The sequence below is a fragment of the Sulfitobacter sp. SBS6 genome (genome assembly GCF_048285585.1).
Lineage (GTDB): Bacteria > Pseudomonadota > Alphaproteobacteria > Rhodobacterales > Rhodobacteraceae > Sulfitobacter > Sulfitobacter pontiacus.
Map to the genome: position 1 here is coordinate 62,940 of NZ_JBLWBA010000003.1, position 13,853 is coordinate 76,792.

12 protein-coding genes and 1 pseudogene are annotated in these 13,853 nt (G+C 57.6%); 6 read left to right on the forward strand and 7 right to left on the reverse strand.

Annotation, left to right across the window (positions count from 1 at the left end; translation table 11 throughout):
- Position 1: 1 nt before the first annotated feature.
- A complete protein-coding gene (locus ACNQ62_RS01120; protein ID WP_235183679.1) occupies positions 2 to 571 on the reverse strand; it encodes a PAS and helix-turn-helix domain-containing protein in 570 nt (189 codons plus the stop codon).
- A gap of 111 nt (positions 572 to 682) precedes the next feature.
- Here ACNQ62_RS01120 and ACNQ62_RS01125 point away from each other — a divergent pair, with 111 nt between their 5' ends.
- Genes ACNQ62_RS01125 through ACNQ62_RS01145 form a run of 5 tightly spaced genes read left to right on the forward strand, consistent with a single transcriptional unit; the run spans position 683 to position 6,442 of the window.
- Positions 683 to 1,855 carry an acetyl-CoA acetyltransferase gene (locus ACNQ62_RS01125; protein ID WP_418094001.1) on the forward strand — a complete coding sequence of 391 codons (1,173 nt, stop codon included), beginning with the start codon at positions 683 to 685 and terminating at the stop codon, positions 1,853 to 1,855.
- A 6-nt stretch (positions 1,856 to 1,861) separates the two neighbouring features.
- On the forward strand, positions 1,862 to 3,409 hold the full coding sequence (locus tag ACNQ62_RS01130; RefSeq protein WP_418094002.1) for a class I adenylate-forming enzyme family protein: 1,548 nt from the start codon (positions 1,862 to 1,864) through the stop codon (positions 3,407 to 3,409).
- A 57-nt stretch (positions 3,410 to 3,466) separates the two neighbouring features.
- The gene (locus ACNQ62_RS01135; RefSeq protein ID WP_418094003.1) at positions 3,467 to 4,552 is read left to right on the forward strand and encodes a C4-dicarboxylate TRAP transporter substrate-binding protein; all 1,086 of its coding nucleotides are present in this window, start codon (positions 3,467 to 3,469) and stop codon (positions 4,550 to 4,552) included.
- A 39-nt stretch (positions 4,553 to 4,591) separates the two neighbouring features.
- Complete coding sequence (locus tag ACNQ62_RS01140; protein ID WP_418094004.1) at positions 4,592 to 5,113, forward strand: TRAP transporter small permease; 522 nt, start codon at positions 4,592 to 4,594, stop codon at positions 5,111 to 5,113.
- Between the two features lie 15 nt (positions 5,114 to 5,128).
- Positions 5,129 to 6,442: a TRAP transporter large permease gene (locus tag ACNQ62_RS01145; protein WP_418094005.1), complete on the forward strand. Its 1,314-nt coding sequence runs from the start codon at positions 5,129 to 5,131 to the stop codon at positions 6,440 to 6,442.
- Between the two features lie 43 nt (positions 6,443 to 6,485).
- Here ACNQ62_RS01145 and ACNQ62_RS01150 read toward each other — a convergent pair.
- Positions 6,486 to 8,101: pseudogene (locus ACNQ62_RS01150) on the reverse strand (BCCT family transporter).
- Between the two features lie 156 nt (positions 8,102 to 8,257).
- Here ACNQ62_RS01150 and ACNQ62_RS01155 point away from each other — a divergent pair.
- The gene (locus ACNQ62_RS01155) at positions 8,258 to 8,935 is read left to right on the forward strand and encodes an SOS response-associated peptidase (RefSeq protein ID WP_418094006.1); all 678 of its coding nucleotides are present in this window, start codon (positions 8,258 to 8,260) and stop codon (positions 8,933 to 8,935) included.
- A gap of 6 nt (positions 8,936 to 8,941) precedes the next feature.
- Here the strand turns inward: ACNQ62_RS01155 and ACNQ62_RS01160 are convergent, their stop codons facing one another.
- From ACNQ62_RS01160 to ACNQ62_RS01180, 5 genes are all read right to left on the reverse strand, one after another.
- On the reverse strand, positions 8,942 to 9,739 hold the full coding sequence (locus ACNQ62_RS01160; RefSeq protein WP_418094007.1) for a hypothetical protein: 798 nt from the start codon (positions 9,737 to 9,739) through the stop codon (positions 8,942 to 8,944).
- Between the two features lie 109 nt (positions 9,740 to 9,848).
- Complete coding sequence (locus ACNQ62_RS01165) at positions 9,849 to 10,277, reverse strand: hypothetical protein (protein ID WP_418094008.1); 429 nt, start codon at positions 10,275 to 10,277, stop codon at positions 9,849 to 9,851.
- A 233-nt stretch (positions 10,278 to 10,510) separates the two neighbouring features.
- A complete protein-coding gene (locus ACNQ62_RS01170; RefSeq protein WP_418094009.1) occupies positions 10,511 to 11,116 on the reverse strand; it encodes a DNA-binding protein in 606 nt (201 codons plus the stop codon).
- A 365-nt stretch (positions 11,117 to 11,481) separates the two neighbouring features.
- Positions 11,482 to 12,870 carry a hypothetical protein gene (locus ACNQ62_RS01175; RefSeq protein WP_418094010.1) on the reverse strand — a complete coding sequence of 463 codons (1,389 nt, stop codon included), beginning with the start codon at positions 12,868 to 12,870 and terminating at the stop codon, positions 11,482 to 11,484.
- Between the two features lie 228 nt (positions 12,871 to 13,098).
- Positions 13,099 to 13,527 carry a hypothetical protein gene (locus tag ACNQ62_RS01180; protein WP_418094011.1) on the reverse strand — a complete coding sequence of 143 codons (429 nt, stop codon included), beginning with the start codon at positions 13,525 to 13,527 and terminating at the stop codon, positions 13,099 to 13,101.
- Positions 13,528 to 13,853: the final 326 nt, after the last annotated feature.

Below are 13,853 nucleotides of genomic sequence, written 5' to 3' on the forward strand. Positions count from 1 at the left end.
CTTAGAAGGCGTGGACAATCTCTGACACCAATGCGGCGGTATTCTTGACGTTGAACTTCCGCATCAGCCGCGCGCGATGCACCTCTACCGTCCGGTGCGAGATATTGAGCGCCTCGCCAATCTCGCGCGAGGTGCGGCCGTTGACCAGATGATGCGCCACCTCGCGTTCCCGCGGGCTGAGGTCGACAGACCGATAGCTCTTGTCTGCAATTTTCTCGAACGACCAGATCATCAGCGAAAACGGATCTTGCGGGGATAGCGTCGCCCCCTTGGCCTGCACCCAGAAGATGGTCTTGTCCGACGCCTGCATAAAGCGTTCGTCTTCATAATGGGTATCGCCCGTCTCCCGCATACGTGCTTCGCAACGCTCCCCGATCTGGTTGAAATCGGCGGTCGATGGGTACAGCCGCTGCACCGACCGGTTGATCAGATCAGCCCTCGTGTAGCCGAACAAACGCTCCACCGCCTTATTGGCCTCGATGATGCGGCGGTAACGCACGATGATCTGCGCCACGGGTGATTCCTGAAACCCGAGGCTGGAGGCCTTTTGCGTGGTAGAGGTATCGATCATCTGCATTTCTACTTAGTCCACTACGTAGTGATACGTATCATATTACGTGTTTCTACCAATAGATCGCGGGTCTGACATCCGTAAAATGACCCTCATATCAGGGAGGATATTATGACCACCGGAGTTTCCATCGTCGGAAGCGGCCACACGCAATTTGGCCGTCTGCAAGAAAACCTTGAAGAGCTGATCGTCGCCGCAACGCGCGAAGCGGTCGAGGAGTCCGGCATTGATCCCAATGATATCGACGCTGTTCTTCTGGGGCATTTCAACTCTGGCATGGTGACAGACGGTTTCGCGTCCTCGCTGATCCATCAGGCCTATCCGCAGCTGCGGTTCAAACCGGGGATGCGGGCCGAAAACGCCTGTGCGTCAGGCTCGGCCGCGATCCATGCGGGGATGAACATGATCCGCGCAGGTCAAGCGCGCAGGGTGCTTGTCGTCGGCGCGGAAAAGATGACCAGCCACAGTACCAAAGAGGTCACGCAGGCGCTGGCCGGTGCAGGTTACCAGAATGATCCGGCGGAGGCGTCGCTGAGCTTTCCGCAAGTCTTTGGCGTGGCCGCGCGCGATTATGATGCGCGCTATGGCAGCCCACTGGACGCGATGGCCAAGATCGCGGTGAAGAACCACGCCAACGCCATGTCCAACCCGCTGGCACATATGCATAAAGAGTTCACCTTCGAACATTGCAGCACCGTGTCCGATATGAACCCCGAGATCGCGCCGCCGCTGCGGTTGACCGATTGCTCGCTGGTGACCGATGGGGCCGCGGCCCTGATCCTCACCACCGAAGAAAACGCGGCGCATTTCCCGAAATCCGTCGCCATGCGTGCGGCGGAGCATGTGAATGATTTCCTGCCCATGTCGCGCCGTGATTTTCTGGCGTTCGAAGGCCCCGAACACGCCTTCGCACAGGCGTTCAAAGCGGCCAATATCACACTTGAGGATATCGATTTCGCCGAAGTCCACGACTGCTTTACCATCGCGGAACTGCTGGCCTACGAAGCGATGGGGCTGGCCCCCAAGGGGCAAGGCGCGCGCGCGTTGGAAGATGGCACCGTCTATCGCGGCGGCGCGCTGCCGGTGAACCTGTCGGGCGGGTTGAAGGCCAAGGGCCATCCCGTTGGCGCGACAGGTGTTTCCATGCATGCGCTGGCCTTCCGTCAGCTGACCAACCAAGCCGGCGATCTGCAAGTCCCCGGTGCCGAACTGGGGCTGCTGTTCAACATGGGCGGCTCTGCTGTGGCCAACTATGTTTCGGTGCTCGAAGCGCGCAAGGTCTGATTACATATGAATATTTCTAATTGGCTGCTTCAGGCCGCACGGGTGTCTCCCGATGCGCCGGCGATCCGCTGCGGCTTGGATATGCACGCGACCTACGGGCAGTTCGCGGCGCGTAGCGCGGGCATGGCGACTTATCTCGGGGATACTTTAGGCATCCGAAAAGGCGACCGCGTGGCGCTGTTCATGCAGAACTGCCCCGAATATCTGGAGATCCTGCACGCGGTATTGTGGATGGGCGCGATTGTCGTGCCGATCAATTACAAGCTGCACCCGCGCGAAACGGCGTGGATCATCGGTGATGCCAAGGCCCGCGTTGTCGTCACCCAAACCGGCACGGTGTTCGCATGCGGGACCGAGCTTGGCGATACCTGCAACGAACTCGGCATCCACGATCCCGCGTTGACCGCTGCGTCACAGCCCGGCGCGGAAATCACGCCCCCCGTCGACACGGGCAAAGACGATGTGGCCTGGCTCTTCTATACCTCGGGCACCACGGGGCGGCCCAAGGGGGTGATGACCACCCACGGCAACCTCATCGCGATGTCACTGGCCTATGCAATGGATGTGGACAGCCCCACCGCCCGCGATAATTCGCTCTATGCGGCACCTATGTCTCATGGCGCGGGACTCTATCACTTCCCCATCATCCGCGCCGGGGGCTGCCATGTCATCCCCCGGTCCGGCGGGTTCGATCCGGCCGAGATCGCAGAGCTGGCGCAGGCGCTGGACAACCTCGTGTTTTTCGCCGCCCCCACGATGATCAAACGCCAGATCGCCCATGCCCATGCCACAGGGTATGACGGCTCAGGCATCAAGACCATCATCTACGGTGGCGGTCCCATGTATCTGGCCGATATCAAAGAGGGGCTCGCGGTTTTCGGCGCGCGGTTTGTCCAAATCTACGGCCAGGGCGAATGCCCCATGACCATCACCGTGCTGCCCCGCGATCTTGTGGCCGACACCGCCCACCCCAACGCAGATGCGCGGCGCGGGTCGGTCGGGTTTGCGCAGGCGGGCGTGCAGGTACGGGTCGTTGACGGTGACATGCAGCCCCTGCCCGCAGGCGAGGTTGGCGAGGTCGTCGTCTCTGGCGACGCGCTCATGAAAGGGTATTGGGGTAATGAAAAGGCCACCGCCGATACCGTCGTCGATGGCTGGCTGCGCACGGGCGACTTGGGGTCGATGGATGCCGCCGGCTTCCTGACGCTCACCGACCGGTCGAAAGATGTGATCATCTCGGGCGGGACAAATATCTATCCACGGGAAGTGGAGGAGACGCTTCTGGCCCACGAAAACGTGTCCGAAGTGTCGGTGATCGGTGTGCCCAGTCCGGAATGGGGCGAGGATGTCGTGGCCTTTGTCGTCGCAACGGGTGATGTCCCCTGCGACGCGCCGCAGCTTGATGCCTGGTGTAAAAGCCGCATGGCCTCGTTCAAGAAGCCGAAGACATACCACTTTGTTCAGGATCTACCCAAGAATAGCTACGGGAAAGTCCTGAAAACCAGCCTGCGCGAACGTATTGCGCAAGAGCTGGAGGGAGAGCATCAGGCCTAAGCCGCGATGCAGAACAACGCGCGTCAGCCTTTGATGCGCAGATCGGGAGAGAGAAACATGAAACGCAGAACATTCCTAAAAACCGGTGCCGCCGCCGCATCGGGCGTCTTTACGCTGGCCGCGCCGTCCCTTGCGCTGGCCGCAACATCGCTGAAATTCGACAGCTACGTGTCGGATTCCGCGGGCCCATCGTGGATCGACCGCTGGTATCTGGACGAGCTGGAAAAACGCACCGAAGGCGAAGTTTCCATCCGCCGCTACTGGTCCGGTTCGCTCAACAAGGTGGGCGAACATCTGGGTGCCGTGCGCGATGGCACCTCTGAAATGACGTTAATCTCGCCCGGTTACTACCAGTCTGAACTGCCCGTCACCCGCGGGCTGGAATGGTGTTTCCGCATGAACCGCGCCGACGCGCTGCAAAAGGTCTGCCGCGATGTCTACGACCAATTCGATCCGCTGCACGCTGAATGGGAAGATCGTCACCGGTCAAAAGTGCTCTACTGGACCAACTGGAACTACGCACCGCTGATCCTGCGCGACCCGATCACTTCACTTGAAGACATCAAAGGCAAACGCATCCGTGCCTACGGCGTCTCTGCCGATGTGGTCGAAGCGCTTGGCGGTACGGCCGTCGCCATGGCCGCACCCGAAGTGTATCAGGCGCTGGAGCGTGGCATTCTCGACGGGGTCTACGGGTTCGATTTCGTGACCGCGATCACCTATAAACTGCATGAAATCGCGCCGCAGTTCTATGACATTGGCGACGGTCCTCACGCCCCCGCTGCGACCATCATGAACAAGCGCGTGTATGACGGGCTTCCCGACGATGTGCGCAAGGTCTCGGACGAGATTGTCGATGACATCTATGGTGGCCAGTTCAGCGCGATCTACGAAGATGTGCTTGCGACCTATGTCAAAACCGCTGAAGCCGAAGGCGTGACGCTAAGCACCGTTTCGGACGAGCAAAAGGCCATGGCCAAGGATCTGGTCCAGCCCGCGCAGGTGAATTCCTGGCTTGAGGATACCGCGAAACCCGCAGGGATCGATGGCGCGGAAATGCAGTCCTTGATCGATGCCGCGATCAAGAAGTACGACGCCGAAGCAACGCTGAAACGCCCTTACGAAATCAGCCAGGCATCGTAATCGGCTGGGGGCGATCGCATTTTAGCGAAGGATCAAATCATGCAAACAATCAACAGTTTACTGAAAATCGTGTCCGATGCGCTTGGTGCGGTCGCCATGTTGTTTCTCGCATTCCTTGTGTTTGGCACCACGCTTGACGTCTTGGTGCGTGCCCTCACCGGGAGCCCGATCACCGGCGTTTTTGAGTTCACGGAACTTGCGCTGGTGATGGTCGTCTTCCTCGGCGCGGGATGGGCCCAACGGGGCGATGCGCATATCCGCGTGACCGTCCTGACAGAGAAGCTCTCCCCCGCCGCCCGCGCCCGTGTTGTCGCGCTGGCCTGGGCGGTCGGGGCGCTGGCATTGCTGATGCTGGCGATCCCCGCCACGCATGAGGCGATTTATTCCGTCTCTATCCGGGAATTCCGCTGGGGTTACGTCAAGATCCCGATCTGGTGGACAAAGGCCAGCTTGGCCGCGGGCTTGTGGTTCGCCTTCATCCAGATGGCGATCCAATCCCTTCAACTTTTTCTCTTCGGGGAGCCTTCTAAGACAAAGCAGGCATCACCCGATCTTCACTGACGTCAGGAAGCCCCGATGGATCCGTCCTTTGCCCACTATATCGCCGTCGCACTGATTATCCTGCTGATGGCATTCGGCGCGCCGGTATTTGCCGCGCTGGCGCTGTCCGGCGCCGTTGGTATCGTCTTGGTCGAGGATTTCGCGTTTCTGATGACGCGGCTCAAGTCGATCTCATACTCCACCACCGCCGTCTATACGCTCACGATCATCCCGCTATTCATCCTGATGGGCAGTTTCGCGCATCATGCGCAGGTAGGTAAAAAGCTGTTCGACGTCGCCAGCCGCTGGGTCGGGCATCTGCCCGGTGGTTTGGCTATGGCGGCGATCCTGACCAGCGCAGGCTTTGCCGCCACATCGGGGTCAAGCGTGGCCACTGCCGCCACCGTAGGCTCCGTCGCGATCCCCGAAATGAAGAAGGCGGACTATCAAGGCAGCCTTTCGGCCGGCGCAGTCGCGGCTGGTGGCGTGCTGGGTGTGCTGATCCCGCCAAGCGTCCTGCTGATTTTCTATGCCGCGCTGACCGAAACATCGGCTGGCAAGATGCTGGTCGCCGGGTTCCTGCCGGGGCTGCTGACCGCGATCATGTTCATGGTCGGGATCTATTTCATCGCCCGTCGCGGCGATATGCGCCATGCGGTCACCCCACGCGCCAGCTGGGGCGAGGCCGTGCGCGAAACGGGTAAGGCATGGCAGGTCATGGTGCTGTTTATCGTTGTGATGGGCGGCATCTATCTGGGCCTCGTCACCCCGACAGAGGCGGGCGCCGTCGGTGCCTTTGTCGCCCTGATCATGCTGGTGATGCACCGCCCAAGCTGGCCGGGTATGCTGGGCCGTATCGTGGCAAGCTTCCGGTCGACCATAGACACCACCGTCATGATCCTCTTCACCATGATCGGCGCCGCCGTCTTCAGCTATTTCCTGACGCTGATTCAGGTGCCCAATCAATTGGCCGAGGCAGTCGTCGGCTCTGGTCTGCAGCCGTATCTCATCGTGGCGATGCTGCTTCTGGTCTTTGTGCCTTTGGGGATGTTCCTCGATGCCTTCTCGATGATGGTTATCCCCATCCCGATCATGTTCCCAACGATCCAATCGTTTGGCTTTGATCCGATCTGGTTCGGCATTCTCGCTGTAAAAATGTGCGAGATCGGCCTGATCACGCCGCCGGTCGGCCTGAACTGCTATGTCATCGCCGGTATTGATCGCGAAACACCCCTGCCCCAGATCTTCCGCGGCGCGCTGTGGTTTGTCCTGCTCGAGGTTATTACGATCGTAATCCTCTTCGCCTTCCCGATCATCACCACCATCCTGCCGAAGTGGATGGGGTCTTAAGGCTTCACCGGCGCGTCCTCCACAGACGCGCCGGTTGCCTACCTCAAGCCCGCGGTTCGCTGCGCAGACCCTTGTAGATCGTGTAGCACATCACCAGCATCAAGATGCTGAACGGCACGCCGGTGGCCGTGACCCCTGCTTGCAGCGCCGACAACCCGCCGCCGATCAGAAGGACGATGGCGATCAGCCCTTCCACCACACACCAGAAGATCCGCTGCGGCACCGGCGCGTCGATCTTGCCGCCTGCGGTGATCGTATCCACGACCAGCGAGCCGGAGTCCGACGACGTCACAAAGAACACCAGCGCCAGCACGATCGCGATGGTCGATGCGGTCTTGGTAAACGGCAGCTCGTTCAACATGCCAAAGAGGCTTAATTCGGGCGAATAGCTGTCGATGACGTTGGCTTTCACCAGCGAAGTCTCGGGGGAGGTCAGGATCTGGTCGATCGCGATGCCGCCAAAGATGCCCATCCAGACAAAGATGATCAACGACGGGATCAGCAGAACGCAGACGATAAACTCCCGCACCGTGCGCCCTTTGGAGACACGCGCGATGAACATGCCGACGAAAGGCGCCCAGGACACCCACCAAGCCCAGTAAAACGCCGTCCACCCCTCGCGGTAGGCATCATCCCCGCGGCCAAAGGGGTTTGATAGCGGGATGATCTCTTGCGTGTAGGCGATCAGGCCAGTCCAGAAACCACTCAGCCCGATCAGCGTCGGCCCTGCGAAAAGTACGAAGAGGAAGAACAGGATCGCGACGCCCATGTTGACCTCGGACAACACCTTCACCCTGCCGTCCAACCCGCGCCAAACCGAAACAAGCGCGACAGCCGTGACCAGAACGATGATAATCACCTGAACATTCGTCGAAATTTCGAGCCGGAAGGCAAAATTGAAGCCCGCATTGGCCTGCTGCGCCCCGAGACCCAGCGAGGTTGCCAAGCCGAACAACGTCGCAAAGACCGCCAGAATGACGATGACATGGCCGGACCAACCCCAGACACGTTCGCCCAAGATCGGATAGAAACAGGACCGGATCGAGAATGGCAGCCCCTTGTTATAGGTGAACAGCGCCAGGGCCAGCGCGATGATCGCATATACCGCCCAGCCGTGCAGCCCCCAATGGTTGAAGGTCGCAGCCAGCCCCATGGCGCGGGCAGCTTCTACATTCTCGGCAATGATCGACCCATCCGCAGCAATGGGCGACGGCACCCCAAGCGGGCCCGAGACGTTCATATGATAGACAGGTTCCAGCACGCCAAAGAACAGCAGCCCGATCCCCATACCAGCGGCGAAAAGCATAGCGAACCACGACGGATAGGAATATTCCGGCACCGCATCCTCGCCCCCCAAACGCACCTTGGACATGGGCAGAAAGATCAGCACGATGCAGAAGATGACGAAGAAGTTTACGATAATCATGAACATCCAGTCGAGCTTGGTGGTGGCGAAATTACGCACCGCGAGGAAGACCGCCCCCGCTTGATCGGGAAAGATCATCGTCAGCAGCACAGAAACCACCGAGGTGATCCCCGAGATCACGAAAACGGGGTTATGAATGTCAAGCCGATAGGGCCAAGGCTGCCGTCGATATTGTCCTGACCGACCTCGAAATCAGTCTCTATCTCGCCGTTTTCTGACGTGGGCTCGGTCATGCTCTCTCCATTCCTATGGCTTATTATTTGTCTCTAATGCGCGCAAACTTGTGTGTCCCTAAGGTTGAACTAGATCGCCTTACGGGAATGTCCTGCATGATTTGTGGTAAGGGTAGAACGCCCAAGCCCCTCACAGCCGGAAACGGAGCGCCGAAGATGTGCAACCTTTACGCCAATACCCTCGCGCCGACCCTCATGCGGCAGCTGTTCAAGGTGCGCGCCGAGGACGACCAACTGGGCAATGCAGAGCCGCTGACCGCGATCTTTCCCAAGGGCACGGCGCCCATCGTGGCGCTGGATGACGATGGCAACCGCGTGTTGCGCAACACGCATTGGGGGTTCGTGCTGCCGCAAACCTCCAAGAAAACCGGCAAGCCGATCCAGCCCAAGGCCGTGAACAACGCGCGGGATGATAAACTGCACAGCTCGCCCTTCTGGAAAGCCAGCTTTACGGAACGGCGCTGCCTGATCCCCGCCTCCAGCTTTTGCGAGGCGAAGGGGCGCAATCCGGCGACCTATGTCTGGTTTGGCGTGACCGGCGACACCCCGCGCCCGCCCTTCGCCCTCGCCGGGATCTGGCGCAGCTTTGCGGGCAATTACGGGACGGAGTACCGCGAGCTCACCACATCCTCAATGATCACGACCACGCCGAATGAACTGGTGAAGGACACCCACCCCGACCGGATGCCCGCGATCCTGGCTCCTGACGATTACGAGGTTTGGTTGACAGCACCGGCAGAGGACGCATTCCGCCTGATTAGACCCTATCCCGCGGAAAAAATGGTGATCCACCAGCAGGGCGAAGATCTGAAATCCGACCACGGCGGGGTGTAGGGCGACCTACCCTTCTTCGGGGCGCAGGGTGTAGCCTTTGGCCCATTCCTCGAATGTCTCGTCGAATTGATCCTGCGGCACATGCTCCAACCCTGGCAGCTCGCGCAGCAGAATGTCGAGGTTGCGCCGGTCCTGCGCCGACATCTCAGGATGCGCCCTCAGCTGCGCCAGCTTCTGCGGCAGGCGCCGTTCCTCGCGCACCGTGCTGAAATAGAGCGCATAGGGAATGGCCTTGATCTGTGCCACCAGCGTGGCGAGTTGCGGCAGCAGGATCTGGCTGAACTGCGCTGTCCCCGGTGGATGCACATCCGACAGCGCCAGAATGGCCCGCCCGGTGGAGACGGCTTGGGTCGTGGAGTAGACGAAACTGACCGATAGGGTCAGCACGACCATCCCCGACACGCCGATCAACGTCGCCACCACACCCCAAAGCGCCCCGCTGCTCTCATAGGTGCCGCCGCCCAGAGTCGACAGCAAATGCCCGGCATAGATCGCCTTCTCCAGCAGACCCGCCGGCGCGCCCGAGCTTTGCGAAACCACCGACCCCGCTTGCCCCGACAGGATCAGGGTCCAGCTCAGGCACATTAAGTTGATCCACGCCGCCCCGATGCTGACCACCACAAGCGGGCCGCAGACACGATGCACCCAATCCTGTTTCGGCAAACGACGGATAAGGCAAAACGTCCCCCGCGCCACCCGTGGGGCCAGCGGACCATTCGCCCCCACCCCCAGCGTCGACATGACGACATCTGCCGTCACCACCAGCAATAAACAGATGCCAAGGATCGCTGATATCATCGCCATGCTCCTCCATCTTCAGGCCGGGCGGCCCCATAGGAAATGGCAGCCCGATCCGCATCAGGCTGCCACATATCGTTTCAAATTACGCAGGTTTTACGCCTGCTCACCAAAATCACGCCGCCGCGCGGTCAGGCGTCAGCCCGCCCAGCTTTTCGCTCAGCGCCTCATACTGCTGCGTCAGGAACTGCAACTCCGCATCCGCGGCGGCATAGGGCTCGATCGCGCGGTCATAGGCGTCCAGCACGTCCGCCTCGTATTTGCGCACCTGCGCCTCGACCCCATCAGGCCCCTCGATCCCGGCCGAGGTCCAATCCAGCGCAGAATAGACCCGATCGGGCTCCTCCAGCGCGCTGGTCTCAATCCCCGCGTCCGAGAGGTATTTCTCGACCTGAGCAATGTTATCTTTGCGCATGGCGGTGATCTCGCTCACCAAATCCTTACCCGCGCCATCGTCAAGGTCCTCCAGCGCCGTCTCATAGGCCGCCTGCGTCCCGCTCAGCACCCGCCAAAGCTCACTCATCGCGTCATTCTTGCTCTGCATACTCACACCTTTAGCTATCATTAGTGGGAAGCTTCACCAGTGCTGAAGCGACCGGTAAAGCATTGACATCGTGATCATTATTTCCGAGGAGATAACACGCGTTGCGGGGTTTGGTTCCGGTGAGTTTTAACGGGAATGGGGGTTTTTTGCGTAGAGGTGGAGATGGGTACTTTTATCTTTGGGCATTCCTGCCAGCTATGGCCGCGAACAAGACCCATCTGGCGAGTGTTCGCCTACTTTGTGCCGCTCCTCAGCTTGGCATTGGCATGTTCTGCATCTGCCTGCGCTTTCTCGGCGAGAACCCTCATCTCCGAAGCCTCTTTCGTCAATGCTACCAATTGTTTGTTCAAATCCCGCTCACTTGCCCTTGCCTCTTTCGTTTCTTCCTTCGTCTCAGAAAGAGCGCTTTTTAGATCAGCAATACGTTCCGCCGATTGTGATTTCGCTAATTCAGCTGCGGCCTCACTGGCTTTAATTGTTTCCTGAAGCTTGGCGATATCCGCATCCGTCTTTTCCTTGGCTTCATCAGCCAAACGAAGCTCATCCTCTAGCTTTGATATCTGTGCTTCCAACAGCATTCGTTCCCCAACAAAGGTACGCTTTGCATGATCTTTTGCCTCGATCCATACTCGCTTCAGAGTATGATCCATGGCCACGTGAACGCTGTTTGGTATGTCTGCCGATCGCTCTTGGAGCAATTTCCATTCTCGGAGTAACGGTGTGATGGTTTCAAGTGACCCACCACCAAGCACTTCCCGAATGTTCCTATTGGTCGGCTCAGTGCCCTGCTCGATCAATTGTTCAGCCGCCTGGAAAACCCGCTGTTGGTTAATTGCCATTTCTTCCTGCCTTAAATGCCTGTCTTTAAACACTGTAACATATTGTAACGTTATGTTCATTACAACATGTTACATATGGGATCTATCTAGGCGATTTCCGTCATATCCTTAGGCGAATCAGCCTTCTATTTGTAATGGCTGAGAAACCAGCTTTCATAGCCTGCTTGACCAGGCCGAGAGTATTGCAGTAGCTAATTTACAGAGCGCATTGCTCCCAAGTTTAGACAAACCCAACATGCCCATAGGCAGCCGTGGACTTTGGAGCGATGCGCTGGATATGGTTTGCACTTATCCGCGAGAATGTTGTGCCCTGAGGCGGACGCGGAAAATATAGGGCACTGACGGTTTAATTTGGCCGTTACAGTTCACAACCTTGGGCGAGAATTCGTTCCGACATCGTTTGGGAAGCTTCGGGAATACTCTCGAACAGGGCTGCTAGCTTCAATACGTACAATCTGTTGGGATCGTACCGACTGTGTTTTCCGCCGCCGGTTTGACCCACCGTAATGCCCTAACGTACGCGTGCTTTGCTGTCCTAGCGCCGCAGCCCTCGCCCGTTCATCAAATCGTCCTTCCGTCTTCATCGCGTCCGCAAATGAATGCCTAAAAACATATGGTGTCACGTTATGCTTGAGACGAGGGAACGCGCGACTACCAATTTTCTTGACGCGTTTCCCAAGACTAGTGGTCAATAGCCGCTCCTGTTCGGCTATCGATAGCACCTTTCCAGATAATGAATACGGAGCCGTCGCTTGACCAAATACTAAACGGCTTTCAGCGGACCGCGAAATGTGGCGGTGTAGCCAAAGCGCTTCACGACTGTGACAGCCCAAGGTGATCTGGCGTATTGCCTGCCCCTTCGGTTCTAACGATATCTCCTTTTTCGTAGCCGTTTTAGCTCCGTGAATTTTGAACGTAAGCCTTTTCGCCGCATCAACATCTGCTATAGAAACCTCAATGCCTAAACGGCATGAAAATTCGACTGGTCGGCAGCCTGTCAAAATCAATGTCGCAATCGTTGCCCGCTGCAAATCGCTGGTGTTGTCGTCAGCCAGCACAAACCGCCAGTAAGTATCGAGCCAACAATAGGTCGGGTCCGATTTGCGTATACGATCCTGATGCTGATTGAGCGCACGCAATGACGCAATTTGGGCGTTGGGCTTTCTTTTGGATTTAGTCGATCGAACACTTTTATTTTTTCTTAGCGCTTGATGTGATGGGTCCGGCGGTTGGGCGATAAGGAAAGCCACCGCGCTCCTAAACCTATCATACTCAGTCTTATCAAGCGGGCGTTGCGCGGCCACAAATCTGGCAACCAACGCACTATCACTGCTTTTGCGAAGCCATTCGTAAAGTTGGAGTGTCGCCTTTGCTGTTGGTTTTTGCGAGATATGGTGTTTCCAGAAATTGGGAGCACCTTCGATTACCGACTGCGCGGCTAAGCGCACAAGGGCAGATCTGTATGCTTGACGGGTGTTAACGGTCTCCCACGCCCCTGCCCTATCTATCCTAAGGAAAGCCTCATACGGATTGTCGCGCGGGCTTTTTTTAGCAAGAGCTGCAGCGCGCACCTCATATTTCTGCCAAGTACCCGAAGCAATGAGATCTTCTGGAGCGTACAAGCGGTTCGCTTCCTGCGCAAATGCGTAAGCGATCAAACTATCGGAAAACAAGCGCTCCGAATGCGTTGGGTTCCGCCCTGCTATGGCAGCGGCTGCATCTTTTAGGCTTTTCATCGGAAAGCCAGTCACCATGACAGCGCTGCGTTTGCGGCACTTTGACCAGCTTTCGCCAGAGCCTTAGCATTTGAGGCCCGCTTCTCTGAAATGCCTTCCACGATTATATAATTACCGTTCTGCACATAGTGTTCACCCGTGGTCGTCGGGTGAGGATTGTTAATGGAAAGACCAAAGCCCCAGGTACTAAGTGACGACGCGCGCCCCTTTAAGGTCGATGGATTTAGAAAGGGATCTGCACTCATATCAGCATGCCTCGTCCATCCAATGCTCAAGAACACAGACCCAAGTCCGGTCATCAGATTTTCCGAGGAACGGCAAAAGAGTGAGCCGAAGCCTTGCTGGGTTTAGTGCAATCTCCCCTACTAAATACCTCGGGAACGAAGCTGATGATTCGTGGATCAGATCCAGCGTCAGCGCTGAGATTAAGTGGGGTAGCCCATGAACTGCAGCACAACAGCACATGCAGTCCTCGGATAAGCCACCTGCGACTTTGACTTGGATTTTTCTTCCTATGGCATCCAGCAGCAAGTCGCATGCATAGGTCGCTTGTTTTGGATGACGCTGCAAAACACCCGCGTATGCCGGTCGCCGAAAACCTGCCAAGATTAATTTTGCCGTTTCAAGCTTTAGCTTTTTAAATGGTGATCTATTGAGATCAGTAGCCTGGGTCATATTAAATCCCCCTCTTGGTAGGAGATTGTCACGGCCCATTAACACAAAGTAAAAAGCTTCCAGAACCATCGTCCCAAGCGTGTGGCTGGCTCCAACGAGGATAAGAAGGATTTTGTAGACGTCGCACTATCAGAGCAGTGCAGTACAAGACCTGGTACGTCAGCGACGGAGGAAATTTAATCTGAACCAGCGCAAGGTCGTAATCACGCAAGTTTGCGCTACTTGATTACCCCTGCTCACTAAATTTCCGCGTTTTGCGAGTTACGTTTACTGAGGCAAAATAACCAAAACGCAACCTATAGGTGCATCAAGGAAGGCGCTGAGCG